This window comes from Faecalibacterium sp. i25-0019-C1 (genome assembly GCF_042854225.1).
GTDB lineage: Bacteria > Bacillota > Clostridia > Oscillospirales > Ruminococcaceae > Faecalibacterium > Faecalibacterium taiwanense.
In genome coordinates this window covers 595,163-611,551 of record NZ_AP031428.1, presented here as the reverse complement: position 1 = coordinate 611,551, position 16,389 = coordinate 595,163, and the positions used below count along the sequence as shown (strand labels likewise).

18 protein-coding genes are annotated in these 16,389 nt (G+C 42.6%); 6 read left to right on the top strand and 12 right to left on the bottom strand.

The genetic code is table 11. From position 1 onward, the window contains the following. Positions 1-242 precede the first annotated feature (242 nt). Both ACGHUK_RS02895 and ACGHUK_RS02890 read left to right on the top strand, forming a co-directional pair. On the top strand, positions 243-1,322 hold the full coding sequence (locus ACGHUK_RS02895) for a GGDEF domain-containing protein (protein WP_154261245.1): 1,080 nt from the start codon (positions 243-245) through the stop codon (positions 1,320-1,322). A gap of 658 nt (positions 1,323-1,980) precedes the next feature. Then, positions 1,981-2,268 carry a hypothetical protein gene (locus ACGHUK_RS02890; protein ID WP_390574930.1) on the top strand — a complete coding sequence of 96 codons (288 nt, stop codon included), beginning with the start codon at positions 1,981-1,983 and terminating at the stop codon, positions 2,266-2,268. Positions 2,269-2,513: 245 nt separating this feature from the next. On the opposite strand, the gene ACGHUK_RS02885 is transcribed toward ACGHUK_RS02890, so the two are convergent. From ACGHUK_RS02885 to ACGHUK_RS02835, 11 genes are all read right to left on the bottom strand, one after another. Continuing rightward, positions 2,514-3,302 carry a DUF975 family protein gene (locus ACGHUK_RS02885; RefSeq protein WP_390574927.1) on the bottom strand — a complete coding sequence of 263 codons (789 nt, stop codon included), beginning with the start codon at positions 3,300-3,302 and terminating at the stop codon, positions 2,514-2,516. Between the two features lie 191 nt (positions 3,303-3,493). Next, complete coding sequence (locus ACGHUK_RS02880; RefSeq protein WP_207699150.1) at positions 3,494-3,829, bottom strand: hypothetical protein; 336 nt, start codon at positions 3,827-3,829, stop codon at positions 3,494-3,496. A 185-nt stretch (positions 3,830-4,014) separates the two neighbouring features. After that, complete coding sequence (locus tag ACGHUK_RS02875; RefSeq protein WP_005921183.1) at positions 4,015-4,446, bottom strand: hypothetical protein; 432 nt, start codon at positions 4,444-4,446, stop codon at positions 4,015-4,017. Continuing rightward, a complete protein-coding gene (locus ACGHUK_RS02870) occupies positions 4,436-5,500 on the bottom strand; it encodes an FUSC family protein (RefSeq protein WP_005946426.1) in 1,065 nt (354 codons plus the stop codon). Before ACGHUK_RS02870 ends, ACGHUK_RS02875 begins: the two co-directional genes overlap by 11 nt. A gap of 33 nt (positions 5,501-5,533) precedes the next feature. Next, positions 5,534-6,577 (bottom strand): HAMP domain-containing sensor histidine kinase, encoded by a 1,044-nt coding sequence (locus tag ACGHUK_RS02865; RefSeq protein WP_005929825.1) that lies wholly within the window; start codon positions 6,575-6,577, stop codon positions 5,534-5,536. Further along, positions 6,577-7,287 carry a response regulator transcription factor gene (locus tag ACGHUK_RS02860; RefSeq protein ID WP_005946428.1) on the bottom strand — a complete coding sequence of 237 codons (711 nt, stop codon included), beginning with the start codon at positions 7,285-7,287 and terminating at the stop codon, positions 6,577-6,579. Before ACGHUK_RS02860 ends, ACGHUK_RS02865 begins: the two co-directional genes overlap by 1 nt. After that, the gene (locus ACGHUK_RS02855) at positions 7,266-8,699 is read right to left on the bottom strand and encodes a phospholipase D family protein (RefSeq protein WP_390574922.1); all 1,434 of its coding nucleotides are present in this window, start codon (positions 8,697-8,699) and stop codon (positions 7,266-7,268) included. The genes ACGHUK_RS02860 and ACGHUK_RS02855 overlap by 22 nt, the downstream gene beginning before the upstream one ends. Before the next feature lie 197 nt (positions 8,700-8,896). Then, complete coding sequence (gene cls / locus ACGHUK_RS02850; RefSeq protein ID WP_008396523.1) at positions 8,897-10,456, bottom strand: cardiolipin synthase; 1,560 nt, start codon at positions 10,454-10,456, stop codon at positions 8,897-8,899. A gap of 316 nt (positions 10,457-10,772) precedes the next feature. After that, on the bottom strand, positions 10,773-11,021 hold the full coding sequence (locus tag ACGHUK_RS02845; protein ID WP_113992750.1) for a DUF6061 family protein: 249 nt from the start codon (positions 11,019-11,021) through the stop codon (positions 10,773-10,775). Positions 11,022-11,371: 350 nt separating this feature from the next. Continuing rightward, the gene (locus ACGHUK_RS02840) at positions 11,372-11,575 is read right to left on the bottom strand and encodes a helix-turn-helix transcriptional regulator (protein WP_242821978.1); all 204 of its coding nucleotides are present in this window, start codon (positions 11,573-11,575) and stop codon (positions 11,372-11,374) included. A gap of 19 nt (positions 11,576-11,594) precedes the next feature. After that, complete coding sequence (locus ACGHUK_RS02835) at positions 11,595-12,422, bottom strand: XRE family transcriptional regulator (protein ID WP_390574918.1); 828 nt, start codon at positions 12,420-12,422, stop codon at positions 11,595-11,597. 208 nt (positions 12,423-12,630) lie between these two features. Here ACGHUK_RS02835 and ACGHUK_RS02830 point away from each other — a divergent pair, with 208 nt between their 5' ends. The 4 genes from ACGHUK_RS02830 (at position 12,631) to ACGHUK_RS02815 (ending at position 14,674) form a co-directional block, all read left to right on the top strand. Beyond that, positions 12,631-12,828, top strand: coding sequence for a hypothetical protein (locus ACGHUK_RS02830; protein ID WP_154261131.1), 198 nt, complete (start codon positions 12,631-12,633; stop codon positions 12,826-12,828). Between the two features lie 43 nt (positions 12,829-12,871). Then, positions 12,872-13,153 (top strand): hypothetical protein, encoded by a 282-nt coding sequence (locus tag ACGHUK_RS02825; RefSeq protein ID WP_005928337.1) that lies wholly within the window; start codon positions 12,872-12,874, stop codon positions 13,151-13,153. Further along, positions 13,153-13,860 (top strand): ImmA/IrrE family metallo-endopeptidase, encoded by a 708-nt coding sequence (locus ACGHUK_RS02820; RefSeq protein ID WP_181573319.1) that lies wholly within the window; start codon positions 13,153-13,155, stop codon positions 13,858-13,860. Before ACGHUK_RS02825 ends, ACGHUK_RS02820 begins: the two co-directional genes overlap by 1 nt. A 526-nt stretch (positions 13,861-14,386) precedes the next feature. After that, positions 14,387-14,674 (top strand): helix-turn-helix domain-containing protein, encoded by a 288-nt coding sequence (locus ACGHUK_RS02815; protein WP_242889529.1) that lies wholly within the window; start codon positions 14,387-14,389, stop codon positions 14,672-14,674. Positions 14,675-14,730: 56 nt separating this feature from the next. Here ACGHUK_RS02815 and ACGHUK_RS02810 read toward each other — a convergent pair whose 3' ends face one another. After that, positions 14,731-16,128: an ATP-binding protein gene (locus ACGHUK_RS02810; protein ID WP_154252277.1), complete on the bottom strand. Its 1,398-nt coding sequence runs from the start codon at positions 16,126-16,128 to the stop codon at positions 14,731-14,733. Positions 16,129-16,389: the final 261 nt, after the last annotated feature.

Sequence of the window (16,389 nt, the reverse complement as noted above, 5' to 3'; positions counted from 1 at the left end):
TTGGTTGGGGCTCGCAGGGGTCGCCCATCCAAGGCGGATGAGGCGATCCCTGACAAGCCTAAGCCATCCAACCGAAACAAGCAATAAAGTGCGTGCTTTTCATTTTATTCATGCCGATCATTCTTGGGAGACAGTAGAAAAATTTCCATTGTTATTGACATGATGTGCGTTACAGAGTAAAGTATTCATCAAGACTGATTCGCAATAAAGAATATCATGGTCGTTCCGTGATCGAGGTCGTTATGATAAAAGGAAATGTAAAAATAGATCGCAAAAATCTCATCAGCATCCTGCAAAGCTGCCTTGTGCTGATTTTGGTGATCCTTGTCGCTCTGATGATGGTCGAGATCGGCAACCTGAAGGGCACGGCCCGCGTCATCAATTATGCCGGGCTGGTGCGCGGAGACACGCAGCGGGCGGTAAAGCTGGAGATCACAGGCACCCGAAACGATGAGTTGATCGCGTATTTAGACGATATTTTAAGCGATCTGACATCCGGGGATGGGCACTACGAATTGGTAAAGCTCAAGGACGCGGCCTATCAGGAAAGGCTGGACATCCAGAGTGCCTACTGGGAGCGGCTCAAGGCGGAGGTCGCGGCGGCCAGACAGCGTGGATATGAGAACACCCAAATCGTTGCCATGAGCGAGACCTATTTTGAAATGGCGGACGAAACGGTGTCTGCCGCGGAACACTATTCAGAAAAGATCGCCATGAAGATCCGCACTATTGAGATCCTCTCGGCACTGGATATGCTGTGCCTGGTGATCCTGATCATGCTCCAGACCGCCATGGCACTGAAAATGGCCCGGAAAAACCAACTGCTGGAGCAGAAGGCATACATCGACATCCATACCGGCCTGCCCAACAAAGGCTCCTGCGAGGAGCTTCTCAACAACAGGGAAATTCTCCGGGAGCCTACGGCCTGCGTCATATTTGACCTGAACAATCTGAAAACCGTCAACGATACGAGGGGTCATTCGGCGGGTGACCAACTGATCCTGAGCTTTGCCCGGCTTTTACGCCGGGTGATCCCGGAAAAGCATTTCGTGGGCAGATACGGCGGCGACGAATTTATGGCGGTCATTTACCATACGGACCGGCAGGAGGTGGAGGGCATACTGGACAGTCTGCGCAGGGAAGCCGACGCTGCAAACCGTGACGGCAATCAGCTTCCTCTCAGCTACGCCTACGGTTGGGCGATCTCCGCCGATTATGAAGGCTGCATCATGCAAACGCTGCTGGACAAGGCCGACTATTGCATGTACGAAAATAAGCGAGCCTACTACGCTACCCACGACCGGAGAGCGCCCAGGTCATAAGGCTCTTTTCAAACGAAAAACAGCAAGAACGAATTCGTCGCCACTATTGCGAAAAAAGCCTGGCCTGACGAAGAAAGGACAGGGAGGCGGCACTGAACGTCCACGTCGCAGTTGTGATGGAGGTACTGAAGGCTGGTGGCAGCGTGCAGTTCATTAGCTTCGTTAGCTTTGAGGTGAAGGGGTGCGCTGCCCGATCTGCCGGTTCAATGGTTTGCTGTACAGGAAACTCACCAGCAGGTACTTTACGATGAACGCTGGGGCGAGGGGCGGACGACTATCTTCTTTGCTGCACAACTGCACCATTTTCTCATACACGGACGGTAGATCCAGCACTGCCTCACATTTCCGGAGGATGGTCTCCTGCTGCATTAGATACTCGATTAATCCGCCAAGCTGATCTGGCCATTGCTGTAACGATACATAGCTGCCCTCCAGGTACAAGGTTTTTGCTGGATTTTTTCCAGTTCTCTTGCTCCAATTATACCACAGATTGGCCTCTATAGATTGAAATATAAGGCTTTTTCTTTTATTCAGTGCATATTAAGTTAGGATGTGCAGTAGATGCTCCATTTTAGCGTTTATCTGGAGATTGCCAAAGGATAAATAGAAGCAGTATTATGATGAGCAGCTTGCCGCAGAAAAACAGCGCACCGAGCGGGTGACCAAGCGCATTTTGACCGAGGAAGAAATGTCGGCTCTGTCCGATCGGCTGATGCAGGTCACCAAGGGCATGACCATCACGGTGCGGTACTTCAAGGAGGATACCGCCCACCCGGAGGTTCCAGCAGTGGGTAACTACATCACACTGACCGGAAAAGCAGACCGCATCGACCCGGTGTTCCGCACCTTGCAAGTGGGCGACACCGTGGTGCCCTTTGAAGATCTGGTGGAAATCAGCGGGGAGGGCATCATGGAGATCGACCAATATCTCAGCATCTCCGAGTAAAAAAAACGCTGGGAGAAATCTCCCAGCGCAAGCAGCCCTAGTCGCGGTATCGATATGTACCAAGCCAAAGCGGACCCAGCACCCACAACCAAGGCAATGAAAACACTTTCGTTACTTTTAATACGATAAGGACCAGCGTTAAAGCAAATAAGAGGGTCGTTGTAATTATTTCGGAACGGTCAGGTTTCTTCTCCATACGCAGATCACCTCGAAAATCCGGTCACATCTGAGAAATAGCATAAAAGTCAGTATGCTTCATCCGGTTCGGTAGGTGCTGCGATAATATCGCGGTAGAAAGTGGCCCATGCAGCTTCCTCATAGGGACGTACAAAAAAGAAGCCAATGCTCAATGGAATTGTCAGCAGAAGAAAAAGAGAAATCGCCATAGCCTCTGAACCGGTGAAATATTTGAGAACCAGAAAACCCCCGGCATACAGTGGCAACGAACAGAGCAACTCCCAGCCAATGAAGCTGAAATCCAGACAGAACAGCCGCCATTTGTTGCCGTCCATAATCCGCCGGGATTCTGTGATCGCTTCATTTGCAGTCAACGAAGGATGCTCGGACATGATGTAAGGTGTCATCGCATAGCTGTATGTTTTCACGATTCCCGGAATCACCAACAGCAGCGACCAGAGGGCGATGTACAGACCCTGCAGGAATTTCATGCAGAAGCCATCCCACAGACGGTCTTTCTGAGAGAACAAGTCCGAGATGGCAGCATCATTTCCATATACAAGGTTCAGATTAAAATGAGCATATCCCAGTTGAACTGCACCGCCCACGATCAGTTGGAGGATTGCCCACAGACCAATGCCGACAAGCAAAACAGCAAGCAGCCGACCGCCGTTTGGCTGGGCGAACAGGTTAAAATGAATGTCCTTTGCCTGATTGGAATTGGAAACGACACTGTTGGAACTGCTCACAATGGTAGCACCGAGCGCACTGGCGGCAATACCTGTCAGAACAGCAGTTTTCCATTTTCCGCGCAGAGCATCGCGAGCGAGCATACGATAGTCGGCAGATATTTTCATAGAAGCAACCTCCTGTCTGAAAATGGCAAGTATGTGTGAAAAGGAATATGATATGCCACTTTAATTTAGATACGTTTGAAACGCTGAAAAAATTGCAGCATGAATGAAAAAGAGGCTGTTGCACCGGCTTTTATCCGTGTGCAACAGCCCCTTCCTTTACTTCAGCAGCTTGTCCAGTTCATCATATTGCATTACTGGAGCTTTGCAAGGATTTCTTCAGCCGTCATACCGCTGGCAAGCAGCTTCTTCAGCACATCTTCTGCTTCGCCCTTCTTTGCTTCTTCTGCTGCCTTTGCTTCGGCGGCAGCTTTTTTGTTTTCGGCTTTGGCAAGTTCCTTGGTGGCTGCTTTCAATTCTGCTTTCTTGGCTTTCAGCTGCGTCTTCAGATCATCGAGATTTGCAGTCAGCGCAGCAACCTCAGATTCGATTTTTTCCTTTTCGGCGGTCTTTTCTGCAACGACGGCTGCATAATCAACGTTGGCATTTACAATACGGGTCTTATTCTTGCTTCCCTTGGGTCTTGCCATAATAATTTCCTCCCATACAGTGAAATAATTTGATACTTACAAGTATATTCCAAATAGTCAGAATTGCAATAGGTAACCTGAGCTGTTTTCAACTGCTACTGTGCCACATCAGAAGGTAGGGCTTCATAATGGCAAGATACTTATCGCGTGCAGAACTTTCGTGCATATGCTTCTTGAGAATCCATCTAGTGAATACCGACACCCTCCATGATCTTTTCTATCCAATTTGTGGAAGAATCATTTTTCTCACTAAATGACCCCAAATAATGTGACGAACTCTCAACCTCTATTATTACACCATCCGGCATTCTGTATTTTTCTAAACTGAGATTCAAACCTTTAAGTGGGATTGTTCTAGCCAGTTGAGGGATAGAAACTGTATGGAGAATATCAATTTTTGATAAACCTCTATACGTTTCTGTCTTTTCGGCTTCACTTAGCAACCGTTCTGCATACTGATTTGAAATAACCTGTATGCGAAATTGTTCTTTTTCATCCTCGGTCATCTCAAGTGGAACGCCGTGCAATGTGTCTACAATATAGGACGAAATTTTAGCGAAGTGCTCGTCAAAATCAGTGGTATTCAAATTTTCTTCCTGATTCACTTCACTCTGCATGTACGGTCACCTCACTTTCCTTTTTTTTAGGCATAAACCAATAAAATATAACACAAAATGCTAAAGCAAACACAACACCAAAAACATTTTGACTCACTCTAAGACTAACCGCTCCTTGTAGTCCATATGTCTCTGCAGCAATGGCTAAAGCACCAAATGTGTTAAATACTGCCTGCCAGCCATATTGTGCTGAAAATCCTACACCGATTCCACCAAGAATTCCTATATATGCATAGATTGACGAAGGAAGCAGAAAATATAATACTGTAAAACATATAACACCTGCAATATTTCCGACAATCCTTTTACGGACTCTGTAGTGCATATCTTCCATAGACGGCAAAATCACGGACATGGCCGCAATACCAGCCCACATTGCACGTGGCATATTACAAAGTTCTGCAATGCAAAGGACAATCGGTACGCATAAAATCTGACATATCTGCCATTTTGTTCTGGAAGAAGTGATATCAAATTCTTGTATCAGATCTTTCAGATTTCTTTTATAAGTTCTGTTTTTATGATTTCGATAAAATACGAAGCAGGTAAGTGCTGCACCTAAAGCCATTCCGACTAATCGCATCTGATAGCTTTTTCCCGTAACATCATAACCATATAGCAACAGATACCCAAGAACCAATGTAGATTGATTAAACATGGATGGATTATGGCATCCGAACAGAATCAACACAGCCAGTGCCGCAATATTTAACAGCATTCCCAATACCGGTGAAAACTGATTTGCTAAATGCGGACATACAGTCATAATTACAAAGAACAAAGCCAAAAGCATCGTAGATTGTCCGGTGTGGATCCCCAGATCCGCATTCCTAAACACCATGAGACATAATAAGACTACTACACCTACAATGCTGTTCTCATTTCCAAATAGGATGCTGAAAATACTAACAAAGAAAAAACAAAATGCCATTGTAGCAGCTATCTTCACCAGATATACCCACATATGATATAATTTTTCTTTTAGTGTTTCACTCTTTTTCAACAGGTTTTTAGAACCTGCCTGATTTAACTGCAACTCCTGATAAAATGTCATATAAATTCTCCCATCTTCTAATTTATCTTAAAACTAGATAATCTCATCTTTCTGCTTTGGCAGCTCTATAACAAATCTGCATCCACCATATTCACGGTTTTCTGCTTTGATTGTTCCTCCGGCACTATCTACAATCCGTTTTACAAGTGCAAGACCTAGGCCATTTCCTTCTGCTTTATGAGATCCATCTACCTGATAGAACTTGTCAAATATTCTGGATTTTACATCATCCTCTATTCCTGGTCCTTCATCTTCCAGAATGAACTTAACAGAATCCTGTTCTTGTTTCAGAAACATCGTAATTGTCCCCTTTGAAGGGCTGAACTTAATCGCATTATCTAAAAGATTTATCCAGATATGCATAAAAAGTCCTTCATTCGCAGTATATTTAACTTCCTCCAATTCTACCTGAAAACCAATTTCTTTTTCTGTCCATTTTGTTTCCAATGAAAGAACTGCCTGGCGGATCTGTTCATCCAGACGATATTCTGTTTTTTTCATTGGTATATTCTGATTCTCTAACTTGGATAACAGCAAAATATTACCAACCAATCCGGAAAGTCTTTGGGTGTTAAATAAGATTTTTTCTACATATTCCTCTTGATCCGGAGACAGTTCTTCTCCCTGAAGCAGCATTGTATATCCTTCAATGGCATTAATCGGGGTCTTAAACTCATGAGAAACATCAGATACAAAATCCATCTGCAGCACCTCTGTTGCACGAAGTTCTTTTGTCATAACGTTAAAACTTTGATAAGATTCTCCAACTTCTGCTATACGGCTGTTCGTTTCCAAATGCTGTTCAAAATCTCCCCGAGAAACTTCCTTCATTGCTTTACTAAGTCTTGTAATTGGTTCCAGTAACTTTGCATTAATAAAGGAAGTGATCAGCCCTGCAATCAATGTATTGAAAATCAAAAGCCAGCCAAGCACAGGTATGCTGCCCGGCAGATTAAAAAAATGATTCAAAAAAGCAAATAATAACGCAGATATGACTGTTGAAAATACAAGTGCCAGCCAGATTGCACCAGTCAGACAGGATCGGATACGCAATCCTTTTTCTTTCTTTTGTTCCATTATTTTTTCACCACCTTGTATCCAATTCCACGCATTGTTACGATTTCAAAATCAGGGTTATCTTTCAAACGCTCCCTGATTCTTCCTATATGTACCTCTATCGTATGTGGGTCTGCCTCCGTCTCGTATCCCCATACTTCATCCATCAACTGTTGTTTTGTAAATATTCTGCCTGGCGAAGCTGCAAGCTTATATAAAAGCAGGAATTCTTTTTTAGGCAAAACAAGACTTTCCTTATCAGTTGTAACCGTCATTGCATCATAATCAAACTCTGTTGAACCGATCACAATTTTGTGTTCATTCAGTATCTGTGCACGGCGAAGCAGTGCTCCGACTCTTAAAACCATTTCATTCACATTTACCGGTTTTACCATATAATCGTCACTTCCCGAAAGAAATCCCTGGCGCATATCATCAAAGGAACCTTTCGCAGTGATCATAAGTACAGGTATCTGATATCCTGCTGAACGGAGTTCCGACACCAGTTCATAACCATCCATAACCGGCATCATAATATCAGAAATGATCAGATCAATATATTCCTTAACCAATACTTCTAATGCCTGTGCTCCATCCGATGCACTTTTGACTTGATATCCATTCTTCTCAAGCACTTTTTGGAATAGCTGGCTTAATTCTTTATCATCTTCTACAATCAATATTTGAAACACGTTTTCCTTCCTCCTTATTAAAACAGATACCTTGCCCATCCAAGCAGATGCTGTACCAAAAATATTTTTCTCTGACGTTTCTTTGTTAATTCGATTGGCTCTACATGATATGGATCACGATAGGTTCCATCTTCCAATACCTGGCGGGACACTCTTTCATATTCCATCATGCCCTCTTCCAACTGTTTATTAATATCTTTACTGCGAATTACAAGCATCAGTTCCGTATCCAGATATGCACTTCTCATGTCCATATTAAAGGAACCGATTACAGACAGATCATCGTCAATCAGAATACTTTTTCCGTGGTATGAATAACCGCCTTCATATTCCCAGATATTAATTCCTGTACTTAAGATTCTATTTCTGTTTTTCGCATAATCGGCAGCCCCAAATGGATTCCCATTATTCGCAACTGAATTTGTCATGATAGAAAAATCTGAAACGTTCTCTGCAATCTCCTCCCATGTATTATACATCATATCATTGCAGATAATATATGGTGTATGAATTTTCACGCGCTCTTTTGCATTTTTCATTAGTTCTCCCAGTTGATACCAGACTACTGGTTCCTTGGGACCTGTGTGGATAGGATTTGACACTAATGCAATCTTTTCTGTCTCAAAAGTTTCGTCCGTGTAATCGGTATCGCAGATTCTTTCCTTATTCTCTTCAAAATATTTCTGATAGCCGTTCTGCAGCTCTAAAACTGCGTTCTTTACAGATTTTCTATTTGCCAGTTTTTTATTGTCATGAAAATAACCACTGTCTTCTTGTTCCCATATCGTTTCAAAATACTCTAACAACTGATTAACTGAATTTTCTTTCTCAGGTTCATCGCAAACCACTAACACATCTCTGTCATAGTTCTTATGTCCCAGAAAATCACCCAAGAAATAATTGTATGTATTTCTTCCACCAAGAATATATGTCTTACCATCTGCAATCAAATATTTATCATGCATTCTCCCCATCATCTTCCATGGTTTCAACGGATTGGCCTTATTATACAGTTTAATTTCAACATTCTCATGGGAAGATAATCCATAGAAATACGGATTTCCTTCCATATCAATCCAGCTCTCCATTCCATCTACTAACAGACGAATATGTACACCTCTGTCTGCCGCATCATGCAGTGCTCCTAAGATCAATTTTCCACTTTCATCGGATTGAAATGCAAAAGTAGAAAGAATAATTTCCTTTTTTGCATTCTTGATCAAACGCACTCTTTGTAAAAGCGCTTCTGGATTCTTTTCTATGATTACTGCCCGTTCTGTATTTTCACTGCATTCGTTCCATGACCCATTTTTTGTTTCTTTTTTGGTTGTATTGGACACTTCCGGCTGCTTTTTATATGCAACGCAGATTCCGAGCAATTCATAAAAAACCACACATAAAAAAATTGACAGTATAGCAAAAACAATTTTAAATATCTTACGTTTTCCCATCGCACATCACCTGACTTTTTTCATCTTATGTCTATACAATACAAAGTCAGCCTCAATTTAACCTCAACAAGGTTTGTTTTTTTCATCCATGCAAAATCTTCTTTGTACAACAGACTGTTAGATATAGCAAAAACGGCCTTTCAAAAACAGTTAACTTCTAAATCAACTGTTTTTTGAAAGGTCGTTTCATCAAATTCTTATAGCAATCCAGCAAATAATCTCATAAATAATTGTCCCAGTCGCAAATATGCACTTCGTCCGGTTTGATATTGGTCTGTCACATCACGACATTCTCCCATCGTTCTTATCAGATCATTTTTTATTTCCACAACTGCCTGACAATCTGCCATAAAACAGCCGTTTTCAAAATGGTGATATAAACTTCGATAATCCAAATTAATTGTTCCACAAGTTGCCATACAGTCATCTGCCACACTCATTTTTGCATGACAGAAACCAGGGGTCCACTCATAAACACGAACACCATGTTTAACTAATCCATGATAAAAAGAACGAGTTACATTATAAATGAATTTTTTATCAGGGATACCAGGTGTGATAATTCTTACGTCTACCCCTCGCTTAGCAGCCAGACATAACGCATGCGTCATTTCATCTGTTATGATTAGATATGGAGTCATAAACCAACAATATTTTTCAGCTTTATTTATCATACTGATATAAACTTCTTCTCCGACCTGCTCATTATCCATAGGACTGTCTGCATAAGGCTGAACAAAACCTGTTTGCTGTGCTTTATAATCGTAATGAATAATGTATTTACTAAAATCAGTATCATTCGTAGCTTTTTCACTAACAGCATTCCACATTTCTAAAAATGTCACTGTAAGCGACTGAACAGCATCTCCTTCTAAACGAATACCTGTATCTTTCCACTGTCCATACGGGTGTGTGTAATTAAAATATTCGTTTGCTAGATTATATCCACCTGTAAATCCGACTTTTCCATCAATAACTGTTATTTTTCTATGATCACGATTGTTCAAAAACAGATTTAAACCTGGCATAAACGGATTGAATACACGGCAATGAATTCCTATTGCCTCCATTTTTTTCACAAAATCTGTGTTAATAAAGCCTATAGAACCCATATCATCGTAGAATACTCTAACTTCCACACCTGCTTTTACTCGCTCTTCCAGAACATCTTGAATCTTATGCCATGCTTCAGCGTCTTCTATCGCATGATATTCCATAAAGATAAACTTTTGTGCTTTCTCCAAATCCTTAAGCTGTGCCTCTAATCCTTTCACTGCTTCATCAAAATACACAATATCCGTATTCTGATAGATTGGATACTGCGAATTTCTTTGTATATAACTTGCAATATTTCCTGCCTTCGGAATCGTTTCGTTTATTCTGTTTAAGCACTCCTGATTATCGGAAAGCATTGGTAACAATTTGCTATCAATTTCTGCATATCGCTCACGCATTTTATGTGTGCCGCCATTCAAACCAATCAATAAATATAGGCCTACACCCATAATTGGGAAAATTAAAATTAATATAACCCAAGGCATTTTCATGGAAGATGTCTTATCTGATGCATACAATCCCAAAACTAAAATTCCACTTAAAATCCTTGTAAATAGATTTATGATTTCTGCATATTCATTTAAGCGTGTTACAATAGTAATAATAAAAACTACTTCTAGAAGAATGCAGACTATGGAAAAACACAATCGTTTTACTCCGTTTTTTGTTTTCGCTTTTCCTTCTAAAGTATCTTGTTTCATATATATTCCAACCTTTCTACTCGATCAAATTTCTGCTTAAATTTCGTGGAACATACCAATTTTGTCTTTTATTCTCTGCATTTCATTACACCGGACTGGATAAGTTTGGTGCGGATGTCCTCATACAGTGAAATAATTTGATACTTACAAGTATATTCCAAATAGTCAGAATTGCAATAGGTATGACAAACAAAAATACCCGGCAGATTCTTTATGAAAAATCTGCCGGATATAGACCGGATGCCCTTGGGGCGTTCCATTCTGAAAAATTGCAGGGCAAATGCAAGCTGTGTTAACTGTTATGTAACCTTGTCAATCAATCTTCCAATCTTCCATGGTCGCAACCAAGCGAGAGATAATGCTCAATCTCCCCTCTCAGCACCATCTGTGCGTACTCCAGCGGTTTATTGTACAGCAGCCAGTCTAGTTCTGCCCGCTGTGCCGGGGTGTTGCCGTATTCGTCCTCCACGGCGATGCAGTCGATGGCAAGGGTAGTGCCATCCTCGAACCGGGCTTCCACCCGGTTAGTGTCCATGTTATAGTGGCAGGAAATCAATTTGTTCATACTAGAACCTCCTGTATGTATTCATCCTCTGAATCCAGTTGGTCGTGTCACTGCTCGTATGAATTTAAGGCAACTGAATTCATCACGAGTTATTATGGCACACCCCAAAAGGTTTGTGAAGATTATCGTCAAATGCTTGAAAATGCACTGAGAACTCAAGAATTGTGATCCCTAAAGAGTGGGAGCATTCCAACATAGGAATACTTCCACTTCTTTTTGTTGTCAGAACCACATATAAAATGACTGCTACATCTTGATGCGTGAATGCTATTGGGAATAAATAGAAGCAATATTAAAGCCGTTCACCGCACAGGTTTTCTAGCTCGGTGAACGGCTTTTTTCTGCCATATTTACAAATATGAAGAATCGAAGAAGTCTTTTAATGTAATTCCCAAACCCTGACAAATTCTTTCAATCGTCTCTACGCTTAACTGCCCTCCTCGACGGGCAGTACTTTGGATTGTGGAGTACGATATCCCGCATTTTTTTGTCAACACACACAGATTCATATCACGCTCTTGCATCAAATCCTGAACACGTTTGATCGTATCCACGAAAATCCCTCCCATCTTTTTAGTTCAAAACTTTTCCAACGATCTCAAATCTTTGCTCTGGAGATATAAGGATTGGCGAATATTTGGTGTTAAGAGAAACCAAAACCGGTTGGTTATGCACCACGCCATAGCTGTCGGTAAAGAACTCTGCTTGAGACTTATCTGGGGTATGTTCATCGTATTTTTTCAGATATCCGCAGTCATCATATACGAATATCCCGATATCCCCGCATTCAAGTTCTTCGCAGCGCTTCACCCATACGATTTGTCCGTCATGATAACGCGGCTCCATACTATCGCCACTAACGTATATCCCAAACTCAGTCCCTGCCGGAACGCTACTGGCAGGCACCTGTATCTGTTGAAACATTTCACCTTCAAGAAAAGCTCCTAGACCTGCCGATACTGGCAACTCTGATACTGGCATCGTTATGCAGTCGATTTTCGCAGGCTCTTCTGTGCCTGGCTGGTAGCGCCGAGATGCAATCAAGTCCATTTCGTACTCGGCGACTTTTTTTTGCCCGATGGCATTTAGAAGGGCGGGTTTCTGGAAGTTCTTTGTAAAGTAGGAAGGACCCTCCTTGATGTTCAATGCGTAGCAGATTGCAACTAGTTGGTAGATGCTAGGAGTGGTATAGCCTTTTTCCCATTTGCTGATTCCTTTATCACTGACATCGACGCCATAGTGACGGAGAAGTTCAGAGAAAGTTACAAGTGAATAGCCATTCCTTTTTCGTGTGCCTGCGAGAATCTGACCAACCTCATTGCTATCCCTCGCAGCGACTGCATCATAGCGCACTGTGGATGGGGCTATGTGCATTTTGGTGAGCGTGGTTTTCTTTTTCATAACAAGAACACTCCTTTGTGATCCGGCAGCTCTATTATAGTATAGAAAATATAAGAAATCAACAGGAAATCTCTAAAATGGCGACAAATGCGTAATTGACATCTCCATAAAGTGGGTATATAATCGAATCAAATCCGCAAATAACAGCTTTTTGGTGTTGATTCTGGACCGAAATCGTGTATATTTGGCGTTTTTGAGAGGTGATAATATGAGAAAAGAAAATTTAAGATGCCCGATGTGCGGAACCATGAACTATGATGTAGATCTTGATGCAACCGACGGCTGGACAAAATGCCGTCTGTGCAAAGCAGTAACCTGCTCTATGGATGAGTGGAAAAAGCATACAGTGTCCGTTCCTCTGTTAAACGAAAAGCAGCTCGTGGCACGCAGTATGATTCGCAAGTAATACACGCTGCATTCTGATAAATCTGCAAAAAGGAGGAATTCTGATGTGTGGTGATTACAACCTTCGCCGTGAGAAAAGATACGTCGAAGTGGATGTTCGTTTTACTCCTGACGGCAAGATCCGTCCTCTTGCCATAAACTATGACAAGACTCGTACTTATGGAATTGATCGTGTCTTGGCAGTCAAGCACGGTACATCACGTTTTGGCGTGAAAGGGCATTGCTTCACCTGCCTGATTTGCGGGCAGAAGCGGAATCTTTGGCTTGAAAAGGGCAAGTGGTTTGTGGAAGCCTACTGTGCCACATCAGAAGGTAGGGCTTCATAATGGCAAGATACTTATCGCGTGCAGAACTTTCGTGCATAGCAGGCAAATATATTGAAATGTATTATGCACTCTTCGGAATAAGCAAAAATGACCCCGCTCCTATTAACCCAGAGCAGTTTGCAAATTCTGTTCTTGGACTGAACCTGAAGATGTTGCCGCTGTGTAGCGATGGTCACATCCTTGGATTAACGGTTTTCCAGAGATGTAGCTTCACAGCAACCCTTGAGGATGGAACAAAGCTTGTTGAAGTATTTATGCCGAGGGATATCGTAATCGATTCTGCTCTTGCGGCAGACAGATGCACTGGATGCCGGAATTTCACAATAGCGCATGAAGCAGCACATCAGATTTTGGCTGATCTGTTTCCGAACGACTACGGAAAAGCAGTCAAGTGCCGTGGGCACATTGCCTATCGGGAGAGAAACGGAAAGCCCTCGTGGGAAGAATGGCAGGCGGATACCCTTGCAGCAGAGCTGCTGATGCCAACATTTCTGATCAATGCCGAAATAGAACGTGTAGCGTTGACTCTGCCAAATGGGATTCTATACAAATCAGTGTCTGACCCTAACTATGAAAAAATTTTGGAGATGGCTCGACGGATTGGGGTTTCTTGGTCTGCAATCAGGATCAGACTGCAGCAGATGCAGGTTATAAAAGGCAAACCCATCCACTGCCATCCATTGGACATCATGCGATTTGGAGAATGAATATGATTCAGTTAAAGAACCGTCCCTTTGCCGGTAAAGCACCGACTACTACACAGCAGGCAGAATTTAGCATAGGCTGGAGATTTTGCCCTGTTTGTGGAAATAAGTTATACCAAAAAATCGAGGGGTGTTCAGGTATACTACAAGTGAAGTGCAATAGATGCAAAGAAACCCTGAGACTTGATCTGGCATTTAGATGCCGGTGATTTTCCAGTCATTTTAACAAATACGGGTGCATTGCACCCTGAATATGGACTGTTCGCTCCGAGCAACGGGCCATTGCCGCAAGGCAATGTATGAAACGTGCTCCAAATAGCCGGGCAACAGCTGATTGAGAGATTTTCTTTGAAGATCCCTCAGTTGGTTGTTGTCCGGCTATTTTTTTAGCCTTCAGGAAGCCTGCTCCCGTAAAAAGGAGCAGGCTTTATGTTTGTCCGTTTTTCGTGGATGCCCCAAGCGGCTAGATATCCGTAGCAACTCCGAGTTTTCGAATTCTCACGCTTTATCGAAAATTTGGAGGTCACACATGAGTTTTGATCCGAATGCTATTGGTAACCGTATTTTTACTTTGCGTACAAATGCGAAGTTATCGCAGGAAAAACTTGCTGAAAAACTTGGTGTTTCCCATCGCCACCTCGGCGATCTTGAAAGGGGAAGCTCCAATAGCTCTGTAAAAATCCTGATCGATATTGCAGAATACTTCCATGTCAGTATGGATTATCTTCTTTTGGGCCGAGATCCTTCTAGGGATCAGTTTCAAAATGAACTGCAAGCCGCTATAGATCATCTTGAAAAAATCAAAGGTCTTTTATAATCACTTCAACAAGAAACGCTCCTGCCGGTTTTACACCGACAAGAGCGTTTCTTGTGTTATTCAAAAATATCGGCAAGGGTAAGCAGCTGTACTTCTCCGCGTTCCTGTGCCTGAAGCAGGCCGTCCGTAAATCCGCCTTTCGAGAAAATGTAGTAGTGGTAGTTTGTTCCTTTCCCAAAGACTGCTGCATATTCCCGAATCAGTTCCAGTTCGTCCAAACCGATTTTTTCATTGCGATATTTGCAGGAGCCGATGATATAGTCATTGCCCTCAACCGGCCTACCGACAATATCGATTTGTATCTGCTTCTTTTTTTGAGGGTCGGTTCCCCACCACTGCCCAATCTCACTCAACTCGATAGGAAGATCATTCGCATAATAGAGCAAGTAGTCTTGGCACATCTTCTCAAAAATCAGACCCATATAGTCTGGAAAATACTGCTTCACCGCATGGGGGTAGGTCTTTGCGATCCGCCCCGAATCAATGGCACTTGCATTGACCGGCACAAAACGGTACCAAAAACGAAAAAAATTGTCCGCCAGAAGATAAATCGTTTTTTTGCCCGGTTTCTCTGTGATCGGCGTTTCTTTTTTGACGATTCCAAGGTCTATCAACGTTTTGAGGTACTTCGCCACCACAGAGTTTTCTTCACCAACTTTCGTGGTGATATCATTCAGGCGAGAAGCCCCCTCTGCAATTGCCTTGATGATTGCATTATAAATTGCCGGCTCACGCAGCTCCTGCTTTAACAGGTTGGCCGGTTCCTCATAGAGGTAGCTGGAACGGTCAAACAAGTTTTCCATCAGTGCTTCATCTACGCTGTCCCGAACATCCAATTTGTTGATATAATGCGGAACGCCGCCTGTTATGCCATAAATCAGGGCGTTATCTTCCTCGGACAGATTCGGATGGAATACCGCTGTTTCCTTGTAATCCAGCGGCATGATCTTGAATTGCGCTGTTCTGCGTCCATACAGAGGGCTTTCTTTGCCCAAAACCTGACTTTCCATAAAACTCATGGACGAGCCACACAGGATCAGGTACATTTGGGAATCTGTCCATTTATGGTCGATGATGTGCTGAAGCATTGCGGAAATAGCGGGTTTAGCCTTTGCAAGATAAGGATACTCATCAATTACAAATACGATCCGCTGCTCCTTGGAGAGAGCTGTCAGTTCGTCCAATGCTGCATCGTAGGTTGTAAATTCCGGAGATGATTCTGCATTGGGTCGTTCAAAACTCATGATTGCCTTGGACAAGGCTTCCAGATTTTCTTTTCCGGTCGTATTCAAGGCAGAGAAGAAAATGGTCGGTTTATCCTTGCAGAATTCATTGATCAGCGCAGTTTTTCCAACACGGCGTCTGCCGTAAATGACAACGCATTCAAACTTTCCATTCTCATATCGTTTGTTTAACTTCCGAAGTTCCTCATCGCGGCAGTAAAATCGGCTCATTTTGTTCCCTCCCCAAAGTGTATTTATCGAATTTATATACTCGTAAGTTAGTTTCTTACGAGTATAATACTTCATTTCTTACATAAAGTCAAGAAATATATTTTTGACGGTTCATCGAGAAACAGGAACGATACTTCCTATTTTCCTCAAAAATTGTGAACTCTGAGTTCCTGTTCATTTCGTTCCGCATCGGTTACAATACAGCCATAGCTTCGGAAAGCGTTCAAAGCAGCCCTCAAGCTATCCCGCCCCTTGAAAATT

Bases quoted from the DNA above. Each gene is read 5' to 3' on its own strand.
- ACGHUK_RS02895 (WP_154261245.1), top strand. From the start codon at position 243: ATGATAAAAGGAAATGTAAAAATAGATCGCAAAAATCTCATCAGCATC.
- ACGHUK_RS02885 (WP_390574927.1), bottom strand. From the start codon at position 3,302: ATGAAAATATCTGCCGACTATCGTATGCTCGCTCGCGATGCTCTGCGC.
- ACGHUK_RS02880 (WP_207699150.1), bottom strand. From the start codon at position 3,829: ATGGCAAGACCCAAGGGAAGCAAGAATAAGACCCGTATTGTAAATGCC.
- ACGHUK_RS02875 (WP_005921183.1), bottom strand. From the start codon at position 4,446: ATGCAGAGTGAAGTGAATCAGGAAGAAAATTTGAATACCACTGATTTT.
- ACGHUK_RS02870 (WP_005946426.1), bottom strand. From the start codon at position 5,500: ATGACATTTTATCAGGAGTTGCAGTTAAATCAGGCAGGTTCTAAAAAC.
- ACGHUK_RS02865 (WP_005929825.1), bottom strand. From the start codon at position 6,577: ATGGAACAAAAGAAAGAAAAAGGATTGCGTATCCGATCCTGTCTGACT.
- ACGHUK_RS02860 (WP_005946428.1), bottom strand. From the start codon at position 7,287: ATGGGCAAGGTATCTGTTTTAATAAGGAGGAAGGAAAACGTGTTTCAA.
- ACGHUK_RS02855 (WP_390574922.1), bottom strand. From the start codon at position 8,699: ATGGGAAAACGTAAGATATTTAAAATTGTTTTTGCTATACTGTCAATT.
- cls (WP_008396523.1), bottom strand. From the start codon at position 10,456: ATGAAACAAGATACTTTAGAAGGAAAAGCGAAAACAAAAAACGGAGTA.
- ACGHUK_RS02845 (WP_113992750.1), bottom strand. From the start codon at position 11,021: ATGAACAAATTGATTTCCTGCCACTATAACATGGACACTAACCGGGTG.
- ACGHUK_RS02835 (WP_390574918.1), bottom strand. From the start codon at position 12,422: ATGAAAAAGAAAACCACGCTCACCAAAATGCACATAGCCCCATCCACA.
- ACGHUK_RS02830 (WP_154261131.1), top strand. From the start codon at position 12,631: ATGAGAAAAGAAAATTTAAGATGCCCGATGTGCGGAACCATGAACTAT.
- ACGHUK_RS02825 (WP_005928337.1), top strand. From the start codon at position 12,872: ATGTGTGGTGATTACAACCTTCGCCGTGAGAAAAGATACGTCGAAGTG.
- ACGHUK_RS02820 (WP_181573319.1), top strand. From the start codon at position 13,153: ATGGCAAGATACTTATCGCGTGCAGAACTTTCGTGCATAGCAGGCAAA.
- ACGHUK_RS02815 (WP_242889529.1), top strand. From the start codon at position 14,387: ATGAGTTTTGATCCGAATGCTATTGGTAACCGTATTTTTACTTTGCGT.
- ACGHUK_RS02810 (WP_154252277.1), bottom strand. From the start codon at position 16,128: ATGAGCCGATTTTACTGCCGCGATGAGGAACTTCGGAAGTTAAACAAA.